Source organism: Curtobacterium sp. MCBA15_009 (assembly GCF_001864895.1).
Lineage (GTDB): Bacteria > Actinomycetota > Actinomycetes > Actinomycetales > Microbacteriaceae > Curtobacterium.
The window spans coordinates 287,002-302,728 of the sequence record NZ_MJGO01000039.1 but is presented as its reverse complement, the minus strand read 5'-3'; the positions used below and the strand labels follow the sequence as shown (position 1 = coordinate 302,728).

At 71.0% G+C, this 15,727-nt stretch carries 17 protein-coding genes and 4 tRNA genes; 17 read left to right on the top strand and 4 right to left on the bottom strand.

All coding sequences use genetic code 11. The features are described from left to right. The first annotated feature begins 32 nt into the window (after positions 1-32). The 5 genes from BIU97_RS14650 to BIU97_RS14630 all read left to right on the top strand — a co-directional run bounded on the left by BIU97_RS14650 (position 33) and on the right by BIU97_RS14630 (position 2,565). A tRNA-Tyr gene (locus BIU97_RS14650) sits at positions 33-117 on the top strand. A gap of 57 nt (positions 118-174) precedes the next feature. Beyond that, on the top strand, positions 175-996 hold the full coding sequence (locus tag BIU97_RS14645) for an inositol monophosphatase family protein (protein ID WP_071261173.1): 822 nt from the start codon (positions 175-177) through the stop codon (positions 994-996). Between the two features lie 143 nt (positions 997-1,139). Next, the gene (locus BIU97_RS14640) at positions 1,140-2,294 is read left to right on the top strand and encodes a M23 family metallopeptidase (RefSeq protein WP_071261175.1); all 1,155 of its coding nucleotides are present in this window, start codon (positions 1,140-1,142) and stop codon (positions 2,292-2,294) included. Between the two features lie 93 nt (positions 2,295-2,387). Further along, a tRNA-Thr gene (locus tag BIU97_RS14635) sits at positions 2,388-2,459 on the top strand. 32 nt (positions 2,460-2,491) lie between these two features. After that, positions 2,492-2,565: transfer RNA gene (locus tag BIU97_RS14630), tRNA-Met, on the top strand. A 122-nt stretch (positions 2,566-2,687) separates the two neighbouring features. Here the strand turns inward: BIU97_RS14630 and BIU97_RS14625 are convergent. Continuing rightward, positions 2,688-3,074, bottom strand: coding sequence for a hypothetical protein (locus tag BIU97_RS14625; RefSeq protein ID WP_071261177.1), 387 nt, complete (start codon positions 3,072-3,074; stop codon positions 2,688-2,690). 110 nt (positions 3,075-3,184) lie between these two features. On the opposite strand from BIU97_RS14625, the gene BIU97_RS14620 reads away from it, so the two are divergent. Genes BIU97_RS14620 through BIU97_RS14610 form a run of 3 tightly spaced genes read left to right on the top strand, consistent with a single transcriptional unit; the run spans position 3,185 to position 5,087 of the window. Beyond that, positions 3,185-3,634, top strand: coding sequence for a MaoC family dehydratase N-terminal domain-containing protein (locus tag BIU97_RS14620; RefSeq protein WP_083404835.1), 450 nt, complete (start codon positions 3,185-3,187; stop codon positions 3,632-3,634). Continuing rightward, complete coding sequence (locus BIU97_RS14615; protein ID WP_071262101.1) at positions 3,631-4,056, top strand: MaoC/PaaZ C-terminal domain-containing protein; 426 nt, start codon at positions 3,631-3,633, stop codon at positions 4,054-4,056. The genes BIU97_RS14620 and BIU97_RS14615 overlap by 4 nt, the downstream gene beginning before the upstream one ends. Positions 4,057-4,058: 2 nt before the next feature. Beyond that, the gene (locus tag BIU97_RS14610; protein WP_083404836.1) at positions 4,059-5,087 is read left to right on the top strand and encodes a UDP-N-acetylmuramate dehydrogenase; all 1,029 of its coding nucleotides are present in this window, start codon (positions 4,059-4,061) and stop codon (positions 5,085-5,087) included. Between the two features lie 103 nt (positions 5,088-5,190). Here BIU97_RS14610 and BIU97_RS14605 read toward each other — a convergent pair whose 3' ends face one another. After that, the gene (locus BIU97_RS14605; RefSeq protein WP_175472225.1) at positions 5,191-6,441 is read right to left on the bottom strand and encodes a pyridoxal phosphate-dependent aminotransferase; all 1,251 of its coding nucleotides are present in this window, start codon (positions 6,439-6,441) and stop codon (positions 5,191-5,193) included. 114 nt (positions 6,442-6,555) lie between these two features. Here BIU97_RS14605 and BIU97_RS14600 point away from each other — a divergent pair. The 6 genes from BIU97_RS14600 (at position 6,556) to BIU97_RS14575 (ending at position 10,177) form a co-directional block, all read left to right on the top strand. After that, positions 6,556-6,628, top strand: a tRNA-Trp gene (locus BIU97_RS14600). 36 nt (positions 6,629-6,664) lie between these two features. Continuing rightward, on the top strand, positions 6,665-6,928 hold the full coding sequence (gene secE / locus BIU97_RS14595; protein WP_175472232.1) for a preprotein translocase subunit SecE: 264 nt from the start codon (positions 6,665-6,667) through the stop codon (positions 6,926-6,928). 119 nt (positions 6,929-7,047) lie between these two features. After that, positions 7,048-8,112 (top strand): transcription termination/antitermination protein NusG, encoded by a 1,065-nt coding sequence (gene nusG / locus BIU97_RS14590; RefSeq protein ID WP_071261185.1) that lies wholly within the window; start codon positions 7,048-7,050, stop codon positions 8,110-8,112. A gap of 158 nt (positions 8,113-8,270) precedes the next feature. Next, on the top strand, positions 8,271-8,702 hold the full coding sequence (rplK, locus tag BIU97_RS14585) for a 50S ribosomal protein L11 (protein ID WP_017888638.1): 432 nt from the start codon (positions 8,271-8,273) through the stop codon (positions 8,700-8,702). A gap of 90 nt (positions 8,703-8,792) precedes the next feature. Then, positions 8,793-9,482 carry a 50S ribosomal protein L1 gene (gene rplA / locus BIU97_RS14580; RefSeq protein ID WP_071261187.1) on the top strand — a complete coding sequence of 230 codons (690 nt, stop codon included), beginning with the start codon at positions 8,793-8,795 and terminating at the stop codon, positions 9,480-9,482. An 86-nt stretch (positions 9,483-9,568) separates the two neighbouring features. Beyond that, a complete protein-coding gene (locus BIU97_RS14575) occupies positions 9,569-10,177 on the top strand; it encodes a Pr6Pr family membrane protein (protein ID WP_083404838.1) in 609 nt (202 codons plus the stop codon). A gap of 13 nt (positions 10,178-10,190) precedes the next feature. On the opposite strand, the gene BIU97_RS14570 is transcribed toward BIU97_RS14575, so the two are convergent. Beyond that, positions 10,191-10,877, bottom strand: a complete 687-nt coding sequence (locus BIU97_RS14570; protein ID WP_071262114.1) for a YqaJ viral recombinase family protein — start codon at positions 10,875-10,877, stop codon at positions 10,191-10,193. Positions 10,878-11,021: 144 nt separating this feature from the next. Beyond that, complete coding sequence (locus BIU97_RS14565; RefSeq protein ID WP_175472226.1) at positions 11,022-12,233, bottom strand: ROK family transcriptional regulator; 1,212 nt, start codon at positions 12,231-12,233, stop codon at positions 11,022-11,024. 142 nt (positions 12,234-12,375) lie between these two features. Between BIU97_RS14565 and BIU97_RS14560 the strand changes: the two genes are divergently transcribed. From BIU97_RS14560 to BIU97_RS14550, 3 genes are all read left to right on the top strand, one after another. Next, entirely contained in the window at positions 12,376-13,122 is a 747-nt protein-coding gene (locus tag BIU97_RS14560) for a sugar phosphate isomerase/epimerase family protein (RefSeq protein ID WP_071261189.1), read from the top strand. Further along, the gene (locus BIU97_RS14555) at positions 13,119-14,276 is read left to right on the top strand and encodes a Gfo/Idh/MocA family protein (RefSeq protein ID WP_071261190.1); all 1,158 of its coding nucleotides are present in this window, start codon (positions 13,119-13,121) and stop codon (positions 14,274-14,276) included. Before BIU97_RS14560 ends, BIU97_RS14555 begins: the two co-directional genes overlap by 4 nt. Before the next feature lie 134 nt (positions 14,277-14,410). After that, positions 14,411-15,709 (top strand): ABC transporter substrate-binding protein, encoded by a 1,299-nt coding sequence (locus BIU97_RS14550; RefSeq protein WP_071261191.1) that lies wholly within the window; start codon positions 14,411-14,413, stop codon positions 15,707-15,709. Positions 15,710-15,727 lie beyond the last annotated feature (18 nt).

The following is a 15,727-nucleotide window of genomic DNA, read 5'->3' as shown; positions in this document are numbered from 1 at the left end:
TCGGTTGGTGATCACACCGGCTGGGTGCGCATGGCAAGTTACCCAAGCGGCCAAAGGGATCTGACTGTAAATCAGCCGGCGTAGCCTTCGGGGGTTCGAATCCCTCACTTGCCACCATCGGAACGGCCCCGTCCACTGCGGACGGGGCCGTTCGTGTTCCGGGAGGATGGGGGCATGTCCTCCGATCCCACACCGTCCTGGTTCGCCGACCTCGCCGAGTCGATCGCCGTCGAAGCGGCGAAGCTCGCTGCCCGACGACGCGCCGAGGGGGTGGAGGTCGCCGACCGGAAGTCGAGCATCGTCGACGTCGTCACCGCCGCGGACCGCGAGGTCGAGGCCCTCATCCGGGCGCGCATCGCCGCCGAGCGTCCGGACGACGCCTTCCACGGTGAGGAGTCCGGCTCCGCCACCGGGTCCTCGGGGTACACGTGGGTGGTCGACCCGATCGACGGCACCGTCAACTACCTCTACGGCAGCGCCGACCACGGCGTGAGCATCGGGGTGGTGCGCGGCGACCCGGACCCCACGACGTGGGAGCCGGTGGCCGGCGTCGTCGTCATGCCCGCGACCGGCACCGTGTTCCGCGCGGCCGTCGGCAGCGGCGCGACCCGCGACGGGGAGCGGCTGACCGTCGCCTCGCCCGCGTCCCTGGCCGAGACCCTCGTCGCGACGGGGTTCGGGTACACGGCCGACCGCCGCCGCGAGCAGGTCCGGGTCCTCGCCGGCCTCATCGGCGAGGTCCGGGACATCCGACGCGGGGGAGCGGCGTCGCTCGACTGCTGTGCGGTCGGCGAGGGTCGGGTGGACGCCTACTACGAGCGCGGCATCAACCCGTGGGACATGGCGGGCGGATCCGTCGTCGCGGCCGAGGCCGGCGCCGTGGTCCGGATCTGGGAGGCCGGCGACACGCGGTCCTTCCTCTTCGCGAGCCCCGCGGTCGCCGACGACCTCGAGGTCCTCCTCCGCCGTCTGGAGGCCGACGCCCTGGCCGACTGAGCCCGGGTCCCCAGGTCTGGGGGGCCGTCCTGGTCGTCCGGGTGATTGGCGGCGTGCGACGTCCTTTGCTAGCGTGCTCAGGTCCCGTTATCTGCTCGTTACCTCCGAGCGCATCTGCCCCGATCAGGATCGCCACCGCACACATGCCGCACTCCCCGCTCTCGCCCGCCGTCACCCCCGGTCCCGTCGACGCCGCCACCCCGGTCGTCCACCTGACCCGACGAGCCCGGATCGAGGCGGAGCGGGCAGCCGCGAAGGGAGCGGTCGCGATCGCCGACGACACGACGGCGCGGCCCGCGCACACCGTGTCCGATCGGCCTGCGGTGCAGGGCGCCGCCGCACCGACCACGCCGGCGGCCCCGGTGTCGCCGGTCGACCTGGCTCCGACCTCCCCGGCCGCGCCGGCACGTCCGGCGTCCCGGATCGCGACGCCGCCGGCACCCTCGTCGCCCGTCGTGGCCCCGGTGTCGTCGCCGTCGCGCCGTGGCACGGCGTCGCCCTCGGCCGCCCGGGGTGCCGGTCGCCGCGGGACCCGCCCCGTGCAGGTGGACCGTGCCACGCGGCACATCGCCGCGACCGCACCGTCGAACCGACTGGCGACAACCGGCTCGTCCTTCCGCCGGACCGCGTCGCGCGTGACCGCCGTCGGCGCCCTGCTCTTCGCCGCCGGGCTCGTCGTCTCCACCTCGCTGCCGGCGCAGGCACTGTGGGTGCCGGAGAGCGGTTCGACCGCGGCCCGGGCCAGCGCCGGTGCGACCCAGTCGCTCAACGTGGGCGACACCGCGGCCGGTTCGACGTCACGCGACCAGTACACGGTGTCGGACGTCACGCAGTACCAGCACGTCGACGCGTCGAGCTTCACGAACGACCCGGCCGGCTCCATCCAGTGGCCCTTCCTGACCGGCGTGCCGATCACCTCGGGCTTCGGCGGACGCCAGGTCGCGGGCTGCTCGTTCTGCTCGACGAACCACATGGGCGTCGACTTCGCGCCGGGAGAGGGCACCCCGATCCGGGTGATCGCCTCCGGCACGGTCATCAAGGTGCAGGCGAACGACGGCGGCTTCGGCAACGACGTCTGGGTGCAGCACGACGTCGACGGCAAGCAGTTCGTCAGCGTCTACGGCCACATGGAGGACAACTCCTTCCAGGTGGTCACGGGTCAGCAGGTCACCGTCGGTGACGTCCTCGGTCTCGTCGGCAGCACCGGCAACTCGACCGGCCCGCACCTGCACCTCGAGGTGCACGTCGACGGGGTCCCGGTGGACCCGCTGGCGTGGCTCGAGGCCAACGCGGACTAGGGGTCGCCGGCGCGGCACGCCCGGGCGTCACGCCCGGTTCCGGACCAGCGTCGGAGGTCTGCTATCCTCGTGTGGTGCCGTTCGCGGCACATCGCCCCGATAGCTCAGTGGTAGAGCACTTCCATGGTAAGGAAGGGGTCGTCAGTTCAATCCTGACTCGGGGCTCCGACCCGGTGCGCGTGTCGCTCCGGATCTCTGGCGGGGTAGCTCAGTTGGTTAGAGCACACGACTCATAATCGTGGGGTCGCGGGTTCAAGTCCCGCCCTCGCTACCGCAAGCCCGGCGATCTGCTCGCCGGGCTTTCGTCGTTCCCGGGGCGTGAGCGCAGCCGGAGCCGGTGCCGGTGTCTGGGCCCGGATGGCTGGCCTGGCTCGGGTCGGGGTCGCGCCGGCGTCAGTGGCGGCGGTCCGTCCGCCCGAGCAGGATCCCGGCGGCCCGCAGCGCGCGCTCGAGCCCGGTGGCCACCTCGTGCCACGCAGCCTGGCGTCGGCTCGCGCCGATGCTCCCGCCCGAGACGGCGGTCCCGTGCGCGGCACGGCGCAGCGTGATCGTCGTGGCGGTGCCCGTCACCGTGGTCGACACCTCGTACCGACGGAACTCGCGGGACGGGTGCACGAAGACGCCGAGCAGGATCGTCAGCAGACGGTTCCCGGTCGTCGCGGTGATCGTCCCGCCGGTGCGTTCGACCTGGTGGCCGGACCGCCGCAGCACGGCTCCGGCGACCTCCATCGCGGTGCTCCGGTCGCCCGTGTGCACGGCGAACTCGGTGACGGCGTCCATCGTCCCTCCCCATCCCCGGAAGATCGGTGCCGGTTCCCCCCGAACCGACTCACCCCACAGTAACCGATCGCACCGGGGACTCGTCGGCGGCGCTCGGTAGACTGCCCTGCGTGTCAGTGAACCCCGAGCTCGTCGGCAGGACGTTCCCGCCGGCCCAGCCCTACCTGGTCGGCCGCGAGAAGGTACGCGAGTTCTCGCGTGCGGTGTTCGCGACCAACCCCGTCCACCACGACCCCGAGGCCGCGCGCGCCGCCGGCTACGACGACGTCGTGGCCCCGCCGACCTTCGCCGTCGTCGTGCAGGAAGCCACCCTCGCGCAGCTCCTGGCCGAGCCCGACGCCGGCATCGACTTCTCCCGCGTCGTCCACGGTGAGCAGTCGTTCACCTACGACCGGCCGATCGTCGCCGGCGACGAACTCACCGCCACGCTCACCGTCACGAGCGTCAAGACCCTCGGCGGCAACGCCATGGTCACCGCCCGGAGCACCATGAACGACGCCGCGGGGGAGCACGTCGTCACGGCGACCTCCACCCTCGTGGTCCGAGGAGACGACGCATGACCGCCGCACCCGCCACCACGCTCGAGGTCGGCACGGTCGTCGCCGAGCGCGACGTGCACCTGACCCGCGACTCCCTGGTCCGCTACGCCGGCGCCTCCGGCGACTTCAACCCGATCCACTACCGCGACGACGTCGCGACCTCGGTCGGTCTGCCCGGTGTCCTCGCCCACGGCATGCTCACGATGGGCCTCGCCGTGCAGCCGGTGGCCGAGTGGCTCGGCGACAGCGGTTGGGTGTCGGGCTACGGCGTGCGGTTCACCCGTCCCGTCGTCGTCGACCCGGAGCAGGGCGCCACGGTCGGGATCGTCGCCAAGGTCGGCACCGTCGACGACGACGGCCGTCCCGCCCGCATCGACCTCACCGTGACTGCCGCCGGGCAGACCGTGCTCGGCAAGGCGCAGGTCACGGTGGTGTTCCGCTGACCGTGACCGAGCCGGCGCTCGCCGACCTCACGACGCTCCGCGTCGGTGGGGCGGCAGCACGGCTGCTCACGGCGACGACCACCGACGAACTCGTCGAGCACGCCCTCGACGCCTTCGACGACCACGAGTGGCTCGTCCTCGGCGGCGGCAGCAACCTGCTCGTCGCCGACGGCGGCTTCGACGGCACCGTCGTCCTCGTCCGCACCACCGGCGTGGACGCCGACCGCGACGCCGACGGCGTCACCGTCCGCGTCGCCGCCGGCGAGCCGTGGGACCCGTTCGTCGCCACGACCGTCGCGAACGGCTGGACCGGGCTCGAGGCGCTGAGCGGCATCCCGGGCACCGTCGGGGCGTCGCCCGTGCAGAACATCGGGGCCTACGGGGTCGAGCTCTCCGACGTGCTCACCCGCGTCGAGTTCCTCGACGCGGCCACGGGGGAGCGCGCCTGGGTGCCGGCGGCCGAACTGGCGCTCGGGTACCGCACGTCGACCCTCAAGCACGGTCGGCGCGGCGTCGTGCTGACCGTCGAGTTCCGACTCGGCCTCGCCGGTCAGGACGGCGTGGCCGTCCGGTACGCCCAGCTGGCCGGCTCGCTCGGGGTGGAGCTCGGCGCACCCGTGCCGCCCGCGACCGTCCGCGACGAGGTCCTGCGACTGCGCGCGTCGAAGGGCATGGTGCTCGACGGGGACGACCACGACACCTGGAGTGCCGGGTCCTTCTTCACGAACCCGATCGTGTCCCCGTCCTTCGCCGAGACGCTGCCCGCCGAGGCACCGCGGTGGGCCGCCGGCGACGACGTCAAGCTCAGCGCCGCCTGGCTCATCGAGCACGCCGGCGTGCACCGTGGCTACGCGGTCCCGGGGTCGCGTGCGGGGATCTCGTCGAAGCACACCCTCGCGCTGACGAACCGCGGCGGCGCCACCGCGGCGCAGGTCGCCGAGCTCGCGCGCTACGTCCAGGTGACGGTCCTCAACCGGTTCGGGGTCGCGCTCGCCCCGGAACCCGTCGTGGTCGGCGACCTGCTCGACTGACGCGCCCGCCGGACCGGACGGACGCGCACGACGCTCCACGGGCCTCCCGGGAACCAGGAACGGGCCACCTCGACGAGGTGGCCCGTTCCGGTGTGCGGGGGGACTACGCGAAGAAGCGCGCCAGGCGCGCGACGCCCTCGGCGATGTCCTCGTCGCTCAGGGCGTAGGAGAGCCGCAGGTAGCCGGAGGGGCCGAACGCCTCGCCGGGGACGACCGCGACCTCGGCGTGCTCGAGGATCAGGTCGGCGAGCTCGAGCGTCGTGGTCGGGGTGGAGCCGGCCCACTCGCGGCCGAGCAGTGCCGTGACGTCCGGGTAGACGTAGAAGGCGCCCTGCGGCGTCGGCGTGACGAACCCGGGGATCGCGTTCAGCCCGGCGACGATCGCCTGGCGGCGACGGTCGAAGGCCTCGCGCATGTCGGCGACGGGTCCCTGCGGGCCGGTCAGCGCGGCGATCGCGGCGCGCTGCGACACGTTCGACACGTTCGACGACAGGTGCGACTGCAGGTTCGACGCCGCCTTGACCGCGTCGGCCGGACCGATGAACCAACCCACGCGCCAGCCGGTCATCGCGTAGGTCTTCGCGACGCCGTTCACCAGGATGGTGGTGTCGGCGAGGGCCGGGACCTCGGCGAGGACGCCGGAGAAGCGGACGCCGTCGTACACGAGGTCCTGGTAGATCTCGTCGCTGATCACCCAGATGCCGTGCTCGAGCGCCCACTCGCCGATGGCACGGGTCTGCTCGGCGCTGTACACCGCGCCGGTCGGGTTCGAGGGCGAGCAGAACAGCAGCGCCTTCGTCCTCGGGGTGCGCGCCGCCTCGAGCTGCTCGACCGTGACGAGGTAGTCCTGGTCGCTCCCGGCGAAGACCTCGACCGGTTCGCCGCCCGCGAGCCGGATCGCCTCCGGGTAGGTGGTCCAGTACGGGGCGGGGAGCAGGACCTCGTCGCCGGCGTCCACGATGGTCTGGAACGCCTGGTAGACGGCCTGCTTGCCGCCGTTCGTCACGATCACCTGCGACGGGTCGACGGTCGTGCCGGACTCGCGCGCGGTCTTGTCGGCGATCGCCTGCTTGAGCTCGGGGAGGCCGGTCGCGGGCGTGTACCGGTGGTTCTTCGGGTCCTGCGCGGCCTGGACGGCGGCGTCGACGACGTGCTGGGGCGTCGCGAAGTCGGGCTCGCCGGCGGCGAAGGAGATGACCGGGCGGCCGGCCGCCTTGAGGGCCTTCGCCTTCGCATCGACCTTGAGCGTCGCGGACTCGGCGATCGCGGCGATGCGGGACGCGATGCGCGGCCGATCCGTCGGCGCGGCAGCGGAGGTGGTGGTGGACTCGGGGCCGGGGGCTGCGGTGCTCACGACGTCGAGCCTACCGGCGCGGCACGCCGTGGAGGCGGCCGAGTGGACACCGTGTGACGGACTCCCGTACACTCGACCACCGGAACGCGCATCGGTGACGAGCGTGCGTTCCGAAGGGCGGTGGCTCAATTGGTAGAGCAGCGGTCTCCAAAACCGCAGGTTGCAGGTTCGAGTCCTGTCCGCCCTGCACATCTGGAAGGTTGAGAAGTTGGCGAGCAAAGACATGGAGACGACGGCGGACGACGTCGTCGCCAAGGCGAAGCAGGACCGGGCCGAGCGCCGCGGTCCGATCGCCGCCATCGTGCTCTTCATCCGTCAGGTCATCGGCGAACTGCGCAAGGTCGTCACCCCGACCCGCAAGGAACTCTTCAGCTACACGGGCGTCGTCCTCGTCTTCGTCGTCGTGATGATGGTGCTGGTGTCGATCCTCGACTTCGCGTTCGGTCTCGGCGTCGGCTACGTCTTCGGCAACGGTCCGACGGCCTGACCCGGACGTCGGCCGCCGAGTGCGGCAGACCCGAGGAGTACGGTCGCCCGAGACGGGTTCGATCCTGATCCGGACCGCCTGCCACCCCGACCCGCACCACCGAACGGAAAGAATCGACTGTGTCTGACTACTCCCGCGACGACATCGACCTCGCGACGGCTGCCGAGCAGTCCTCCGAGGTCGAGGAGAACCAGGAAGGCGACGTCGAGACCGCCGAGGGGCGCTCTGTCGAGTCCGCTGAAGAGCGTGCGATCTCGATCGAGGACGAGGACGACGAGTCCCTCGGGTTCGGCTCCGAGCCCGACGACGGCACCGTCGACACCGGGCTCGACGAGGCGCTGACCGCGCTGCAGGAGTCCCGCGACCCCGAGGCCGACGCGGTCGTCGACGACGCACTCGAGGTGGACACCGCCGACGAGGCCGAGGCCGCGGTGGAGGCCGTCGAGGACGAGGAAGAGGTCGAACTCGAGACCGAGGCCGCCGAGGCCGCGAACGAGACGCTCGCCGCCGACGAGGCCCTCGAGACCGAGGACGCCGAGACCGACGAGGACGCCGACGCGCCCGAGGCCGACCCGTACGACGCCTTCAAGGCCGAGCTCCGGATGAAGCCGGGCAAGTGGTACGTCATCCACTCCTACGCGGGCTTCGAGCGCCGCGTGAAGTCGAACATCGAGAACCGCATGGTCTCGATGTCGATGGAGGACTCGATCTACCAGGTCGAGGTCCCGATGGAGGACGTCGTCGAGATCAAGAACGGCCAGCGCAAGCTGGTCACGCGCGTCCGCATCCCCTCGTACGTGCTCGTCCGCATGGACCTCAACGAGGACTCGTGGTCGGTCGTGCGTCACACCCCGGGCGTCACCGGCTTCGTGGGCAACGCCCACAACCCGACGCCGCTGCGCTTCGACGAGGCGTTCGGCATGCTCAAGTCCCTCGTGCAGGTCGCCGAGGCCGCCCCGACCAAGGGCGGCACGAAGGGCAGCGGCTCGCTGCAGGCGCAGCCCGCCGCCGAGGTCGACTTCGAGATCGGCGAGACGATCACCATCAAGGAAGGCTCGTTCGCGGGCCTGCCGGGTTCGATCTCCGAGATCAAGCCGGAGAGCGGCAAGCTCACGGTCCTCGTCTCGCTGTTCGAGCGCGAGACCCCGGTCGAGCTCAGCTTCGATCAGGTCACCAAGCTCTAGCGACCACCATCCTGTAGCGATCACCGAGATCGACTACACTGAACGGGTTTGGGCCCGCGCGCCTCGTGCGAGCGGGCCTTCACCGCTGTCCGGATCCGCCGGACCAGCGGGAGAGTGCACGGGTCCCCGTGCGTTCGATTCCAGGAGGAAGACAAGTCATGGCACCGAAGAAGAAGGTCACGGGCCTGATCAAGCTGCAGATCAACGCGGGAGCCGCCAACCCGGCCCCCCCGATCGGTCCGGCGCTCGGTCAGCACGGCGTCAACATCATGGAGTTCTGCAAGGCGTACAACGCGGCGACCGAGTCGCAGCGTGGCAACGTCGTGCCGGTCGAGATCACCGTCTACGAGGACCGTTCGTTCACGTTCGTCCTGAAGACCCCGCCGGCCGCCGAGCTCATCAAGAAGGCTGCTGGTGTGCAGAAGGGGTCGTCGACCCCGCACACGGTCAAGGTCGCGAAGATCTCGATGGACCAGGTCCGTCAGATCGCCGAGACCAAGCAGGCCGACCTCAACGCCAACGACATCGAGCAGGCCGCGAAGATCATCGCCGGCACCGCGCGCTCGATGGGCATCACGGTCGAGGCCTAAGCACCGATCGGGCTCCGGCCCACCACCAGACACCTTTCCGTGGGAGAGCCTCGCCGGCTCGCCAACCACGTATCTCGCAAGGAGACCACCATGGCGAAGAAGTCCAAGGCCTACCAGGCCGCGGCCGCGAAGATCGAGGCCGACAAGTTCTACACCCCGACCGAGGCCGTCGCCCTGGCCAAGGAGACCGGTTCCTCGAAGACCGACTCCACGGTCGAGGTCGCGCTGAAGCTCGGCGTCGACCCCCGCAAGGCCGACCAGATGGTCCGCGGCACGGTCATCCTGCCGCACGGCACGGGCAAGACCGCCCGCGTCATCGTGTTCGCGACGGGTGCGGCTGCTGAGGCCGCCATCGCCGCCGGTGCCGACGAGGTCGGTGGCGACGAGCTCATCGCGAAGGTCGCCGAGGGCTACACCGCCTTCGACTCCGCCGTCTCGACCCCGGAGCTCATGGGCAAGGTCGGTCGTCTCGGCAAGGTGCTCGGCCCGCGTGGCCTCATGCCGAACCCGAAGACCGGCACCGTGACCCCGAACGTCGCGCAGGCCGTCAACGACATCAAGGGCGGCAAGATCGAGTTCCGCGTCGACAAGCACGCCAACGTGCACTTCGTCGTCGGCAAGGCCTCGTTCACGCCGGAGCAGCTCGACGAGAACATCTCGACCGCGCTCGAGGAGATCAACCGCCTCAAGCCGTCGTCCTCGAAGGGCCGCTACGTCATGAAGGGCGCCGTCTCGACGACCTTCGGCCCCGGCATCCCGCTGGACGTCAACAGCATCTGATCCCCGATCAGTCCCAGGAGGACCCGCACCGGTTTCGGTGCGGGTCCTTCTGCGTCCGGCACCCGAGCGCCCGCTAGCGTGGAGCCGTGCGCACCCTCGTGAACTCGTTGCGGCTCATCGCCGTCATCGCAGCCATCGCCGCCGTCGTCGGACAGTGGCTCGCCAGCTCGGAGGTCGCCGGCTACAGCCCGTGGAACTTCTTCGGCTACTTCACCATCCAGTCGAACATCATCGTGGCGGTCGCCTTCGCGGTGACCCTCGTCGTGGCGGCGCGGCGGAAGCGCGCGCAGCTCGGGGTCAGCCTGCTCCGTGGTGCGGCGACGGTCTACATCGCGACGACGGGGATCGTGTACAACACGCTCCTGTCGAACGTCGTGGCGGCCGACACCGTGCCGTGGTCGAACGAGCTGCTCCACCGGGTCATCCCCGCGTACGTGGTGCTCGACTGGCTGCTGTTCTCGGACCGGTCGCGCCTGCTGTTCCGGCACATCTGGTGGTTCGTGCTCTACCCGGTCGTGTGGTCCGTGGTGGTGCTGATCCGTGGCGCCACGGACGGGTGGGTGCCGTACCCGTTCCTCGACCCGGCGCAGGGCTACGGCATCGTGACGATCTACTGCATCGGCATCGCGGTGTCGATCGCGCTGCTCGGTGTGCTCGTCGTCGGGATGAGCCGGCTGCGGCTGGTGAAGCTCTGACGCGGGTGCAGGGCTAGGAGCGGAAGCCGCGCAGCTTGTCGAGCACGAGGTCGGCCAGCTGCACGAGCCCGCGGATCTGGTCGTCGTCGCGGTCGACCCAACGGCACTCCGGCTCGTCGGCGACGGGGACGAAGCCGTCGTGGCGTTCCCACACGAACAGGGTGCGGTCGGCGCCGAGGACGTACTGCTGCCACCAGACCTGCCGCAGGTAGTGGCGGGGGATGCTCCGCCAACCCTTGCCGGTCGTCTTGATCTCGGCGAGCACGACGCGCGAGGACCCGTCGACACCGACGCCGTCGGGGGTGGCGAGGTGCGCGCGGTTCGTGGCGGCGTGGAACAGGTGCGCCGAGGGCTGGATGCCGTGGGTGGCGGCCACCCACGCGGCGATGTGCGGCTCGCGGTCCTTGCCGTGCTCCGTGAACGCGTTCCCGGAGAACCGTGAGCCGTAGCGCTTCTCGGTGACGACGGACTCGACCGCGTGGAGCGACGCGAGCCGTGCGACGTCGGTCGCCGTGATGCCCGCGGCACGCGCGCGCAGCCAGGCGACGCGGTCGGAGGAGTGCGCGACGATGCGGTCGGTGTGCCCGCGCAGGGCGGTGAACGCGTCGTGCCCGGGCGCCGCGGTCGGCGCGGCGGAGACGGACTCCACCTCGAGCCCCGGGTCCGGGTCGCCCCACAGGGTGGGCTGCACGATCTTCACCACACGATTGTCCCCCCGTGCACCGACGTCACGAAACCGACGCACCGAGCGGACGCGGCCCTCCGCTCTGCCGTGCGCCACGCACTGCCGTGCCGGAGCCGCCAGAGCTGCCAGCGACGCCCGGCGCTGCACCGTCCCCGTCCGTCAGGACACCAGCTGTCGGCCGTCGGTAACGGTCACCAGGGCGTCGACACCCGTGGGGGAGAGCGCGTACCCGATGGCGAGGGCCGCCGCGCCCTGCAGCGCCGCGAGCGACCCGGACCGCGACTGCGCGATCACCAGGTGCTCGGTGGCGAGCGGCATCGAGCGGGAGTACACGACCTCGCGGACCCCGGCGAGCAGGTGCTCGCCGGCTTGCGTGATCGACCCGCCGAGGGCGATCACGGACGGGTTGATGAGCGAGACGCAGGTGGCGAGTACCTCGCCGATGTCCCGCCCGGCCTGCCGCACGGCCGCGATGGCGTCGAGGTCGGCCCGGTTCACCAGGTCGAGCACGTCCGCGCTCGAGTGGACGTCGTGGCCTGCGGCGCGCAGGCCCCGGGCGATCGCCGGCCCGGAGGCCACGGCCTCGAGGCACCCGGTGTTGCCGCAGCGGCAGGGGGCGTCGCCGGCGCGGGCGACGCGGACGTGTCCGATGTCCCCGGCGGTGCCCTGCGCGCCCCGTTGCAGCCGTCCCTCGGACACGATGCCGGACCCGATCCCGGTGGCGACCTTCACGAAGAGCAGGTGGTCGACGTCCGGCCAGCCGTGCTGCCGTTCGCCGAGCGCGGCGATGTTGACGTCGTTGTCGAGCAGGACGTGGGCGGCGATGTGCTGGCGCAGCCACGAGGGGACGTCGAAGCCGTCCCACCCGGGCATGATCGGCGGGTTCGCCGGGCGGCCGGTGGAGAACTCGACCGGGCCGGGCACGCCGATGCCGATGGCGACGACGTCGTGGCGGGAGTGGCCGACCTCGCCGAGCAGCTCGTCGATGGTGGACACCAGCCAGGTCAGCGTGGGGACGGGGCCGGCGGCGATGTCGATCCGCGCCTGGCGGGTGGCGAGCGGCGCGCCGACGAGGTCGGTCACGGCGACGCGGCCGTGCGAGGCGCCGAGGTCGGCGGCGACGACGAGTCGAGCGCGCGGTCGCAGCGCCACCTGTGCCGGGGGACGGCCGCCCGTCGAGACCGCGGTGTCGACCGGGCCGACGAGTCCGACGTCGACGAGCGCGTCGAGGCGCACGCCGATGGTGGAGCGTGCGAGTCCCGTCAGGCTCGCGAGCTCGGCCCGGGTCCGCGGCACACCGTCGCGGAGGATCTGGAAGAGCTCGCTCGTCCCGACCGGAGGCGACGCTGCCGTCCGAGTCAGATCGACCATGGGGCGAGTGAAACACAATCGAACGGGCCACGCAACGAAGTCCGTCGAGATCACGCCGACTTCTGCTTGACCGCCGACAGAAGCGGTCATAGTGTGACGCTCGGTCAGTGACGACCGCACCATCTCGACGAGGAGAACCCTGGTGACCCAACCGATCTCGGTCCAGCTCTACACCGTCCGCGATGCCCTCTCGGCCGATCTGCCCGGCACGCTCCGGCGCCTCGCCGACATCGGCTTCACGGACGTCGAGGCCTTCGGGTTCGTCGACGACGCCGACGGACTGGCCGCGGCACTGCGCGACGCCGGGCTCACCGCCCCGAGCGGGCACGCACGCCTGCTGGACGCCGGCGAGCAGGACCTCGAGCGCATCTTCCACGCGAGCGTCACGGTCGGGCTCGGCACGCTCATCGACCCGCACATCGACGAGTCGCGCTGGACCACCCGCGAGGACGTCGAGGCCATCGCCCGCGAACTCAGCGCCCTCGCACCGCGCGCCGCCGACCACGGCCTCGTGCTCGGGTACCACAACCACGCGTTCGAGTTCTCGAACCGCATCGACGGCGTGAGCGCCTACGAGGTGTTCGCCGACGCCCTGTCCGACGACGTCGTGCTCGAGCTCGACACCTACTGGGTGCAGGTCGGCGGGGACGACCCGGTCGCGATCATCGGCAAGTACGGCGACAAGGTGCAGTTCCTGCACGTCAAGGACGGCGACGGGTCGCACGACGACAAGCGGCAGGTCGCGGTCGGCAACGGCATCATGCCGGTGCGCGAGATCGTCGCCGCGGCTCCGGACGCGCAGCACGTCGTCGAGCTCGACGACCACGACGGCGACGTCTTCCAGGCCGTGGCCGACTCGTACACGTTCCTCGAGGGGGTCCGCGCATGACCGACACCACCACCGCGGCCGGCACGCAGCCCGCCGCCGCCGAGACCAACCGCACCGGCCCGGTCGGCGTCGGCGTCATCGGCGCCGGGGTCATCTCCGACCAGTACCTCTCGAACCTCACGGTCTTCCCGGACGTCGCGGTCCGGTTCATCGCGGACATCGACCTGCCGCGCGCCGCCGCGCAGGCCGAGAAGTGGGGCGTCCCGGCATCGGGCACGGTCGAGGAGCTCCTCGCCGACGACGACATCGAGATCGTCGTGAACCTGACGATCCCCGCCGCGCACGTCGAGGTCGCCCTGCAGGCGCTCGCAGCCGGCAAGCACGTCTGGGGCGAGAAGCCCTACGCCCTCGACCGCGAGAGCGCCGCCGCGCTCCGCGACGCCGCCCGAGCCGCGGGCCGGACGGTCAGCGTCGCCCCCGACACGTTCCTCGGCGCCGGTCTGCAGACCGCCCTCCGCACCGTCCGCGAGGGCCGCATCGGCCGTCCGCTCAACGGCCTGACGCTGTTCCAGAGCCCCGGTCCGGAGTCGTGGCACCCGAGCCCCGAGTTCCTGTTCGCGTACGGCGCCGGTCCGCTGTTCGACATCGGCCCGTACTACATCACGACCCTCGTGCAGGCGTTCGGCCCGGTGCAGAAGGTCACCGCGACCGCGTCGAAGTCCCGAGCGACCCGCACGATCGGTTCCGGACCGAAGGCCGGCACGGAGTTCCCCGTCGATGTCCCGACGAACCACTCGGCGCTCATCGAGTTCGAGGACGGCGGCAGCGCCCAGAGCGTCTTCTCGTTCGAGTCGGACCGCGGTCGCACCGGCTTCGTCGAGATCGCGGGGGAGACCGGCACCGTCGTCTTCCCCGACCCGAACGACTTCGACGGCGACACCGAGCTGTACGCGCTCGGCGCCGAGGAGCCCGAGTCGATCCCCGCGGTCGGCTCGACGTACACGCGCGGAACCGGCGTGGTCGACCTGGCCCGCTCCCTCCGTGCCGGCGAGGAGAACCGGGTCCCCGGCGCCCTCGCCTTCCACGTCCTCGACGTGATGGTCTCCATCGCCGAGGCGGCAGAACGTGGTGAGGCGGTGCTCGTCGAGAGCACCGTCACACCCTCCCCGACCCTCCCGGAGGGTTGGGACCCCGCGGCGTCCACCCTGGCCTGACCGCCGGTCCGGCCGGAGCCCGTCCGACGACGGGCGGGCGCCGCCGGGACGACCCGCACGCACCACCGCAGCACCACCGACAGCACGACACCACCACCTCCTGCACCATCTCAACGACGAGAAAGTAGAGAGTCATGCGCACTGTCATCCGCGCACTGGCCATCACGGCGGCCGCCGCCCTCACGGTGACCGGCCTCACAGCCTGCTCCTCCGGGTCGTCCGGAGCCAGCGACCCCAAGACGCTGACGTACTGGGCGTCCAACCAGGGCACGTCGCTCCAGAACGACAAGGAGGTGCTCACCCCCGTCCTCGAGAAGTTCACCAAGGAGACCGGGATCAAGGTGAACCTGCAGGTCATCGGCTGGAACGACCTGCAGACCAAGATCCAGACCGCCGTGTCCTCGAGCCAGGGCCCCGACGTCGTCAACATCGGCAACACCTGGGCGACGTCGCTGCAGGCGACCGGCGCGTTCCAGGAGTTCGGTGACTCCGAGATGAAGGCCATCGGCGGGGCGGACAAGTTCGGCAAGGTGGCGCTCTCCACCGGCGGCGCCCCGGGCAAGACCGTCACGAGCGTCCCGCTCTACGGCCTCGCCTACGGCCTGTACTACAACAAGGCGATGTTCAAGGACGCCGGCCTCGAGGCCCCCACCACGTGGGAGGACCTGACCGCCGACGCGAAGAAGCTCACCACCGGCGGCAAGTACGGCTTCACCATCGCCGGCGGCTCGTACACCGAGAACGCGCACTTCGCGTTCATCACCTCGGCGCAGAACGGCGGCGAGTGGTTCGACAAGGACGGCAAGCCGACCTTCACCGACCCGGCGAACGTCGACGGCATCAAGCGCTACCTCGACCTGATGCAGACCGACAAGGCCGTCAACACGTCGAACGCGCAGTACGACAACGGCACCCAGGCCGTGTCCGACTTCGCCAACGGCAAGGCCGCGATGATGCTCACGCAGAACAACGCGAACGCCACGATCACCTCGCAGGGCATGCAGTCGGACGAGTTCGGCGTCGTGCCGTTCCCGACCACCGCCGACGGCCAGGACATCGCGTCGTTCCCGGCTGGCATCAACCTGTCGGTCTTCAAGAACACGAAGAACAAGGACGGCGCGCTGAAGTTCGTCAAGTACATGACGAGCGCCGACACGCAGGCCACGCTCGACAAGCCGTACTCGGCCCTGCCGGTGCTCGCCGCCGCAGCCGACTCGGTCACCGACGAGCAGACCAAGACGTTCCTCGACATCTACAACAACAAGGCCAAGCCGCTCCCGCTGGTGCCCGCCGAGGACCAGTTCGAGTCCACGGTCGGCAAGGCGATGAACGACATGTTCGCCAAGATCGCCACCGGCGGCACCGTGTCCGACAGCGACATCAAGTCGGCGCTGCAGACCGCCCAGGACCAGGTCTCCCAGTCGATCGGCTGACCCGGCCAGGAGGCCCGG

Excerpts from the sequence above, each read along its gene's own strand:
- rplK (WP_017888638.1), top strand. The coding sequence starts at position 8,271 with ATGGCACCGAAGAAGAAGGTCACGGGCCTGATCAAGCTGCAGATCAAC.
- BIU97_RS14565 (WP_175472226.1), bottom strand. The coding sequence starts at position 12,233 with ATGGTCGATCTGACTCGGACGGCAGCGTCGCCTCCGGTCGGGACGAGC.
- BIU97_RS14645 (WP_071261173.1), top strand. The coding sequence starts at position 175 with ATGTCCTCCGATCCCACACCGTCCTGGTTCGCCGACCTCGCCGAGTCG.
- rplA (WP_071261187.1), top strand. The coding sequence starts at position 8,793 with ATGGCGAAGAAGTCCAAGGCCTACCAGGCCGCGGCCGCGAAGATCGAG.
- BIU97_RS14550 (WP_071261191.1), top strand. The coding sequence starts at position 14,411 with ATGCGCACTGTCATCCGCGCACTGGCCATCACGGCGGCCGCCGCCCTC.
- BIU97_RS14615 (WP_071262101.1), top strand. The coding sequence starts at position 3,631 with ATGACCGCCGCACCCGCCACCACGCTCGAGGTCGGCACGGTCGTCGCC.
- secE (WP_175472232.1), top strand. The coding sequence starts at position 6,665 with ATGGAGACGACGGCGGACGACGTCGTCGCCAAGGCGAAGCAGGACCGG.
- BIU97_RS14640 (WP_071261175.1), top strand. The coding sequence starts at position 1,140 with ATGCCGCACTCCCCGCTCTCGCCCGCCGTCACCCCCGGTCCCGTCGAC.
- BIU97_RS14625 (WP_071261177.1), bottom strand. The coding sequence starts at position 3,074 with ATGGACGCCGTCACCGAGTTCGCCGTGCACACGGGCGACCGGAGCACC.
- BIU97_RS14555 (WP_071261190.1), top strand. The coding sequence starts at position 13,119 with ATGACCGACACCACCACCGCGGCCGGCACGCAGCCCGCCGCCGCCGAG.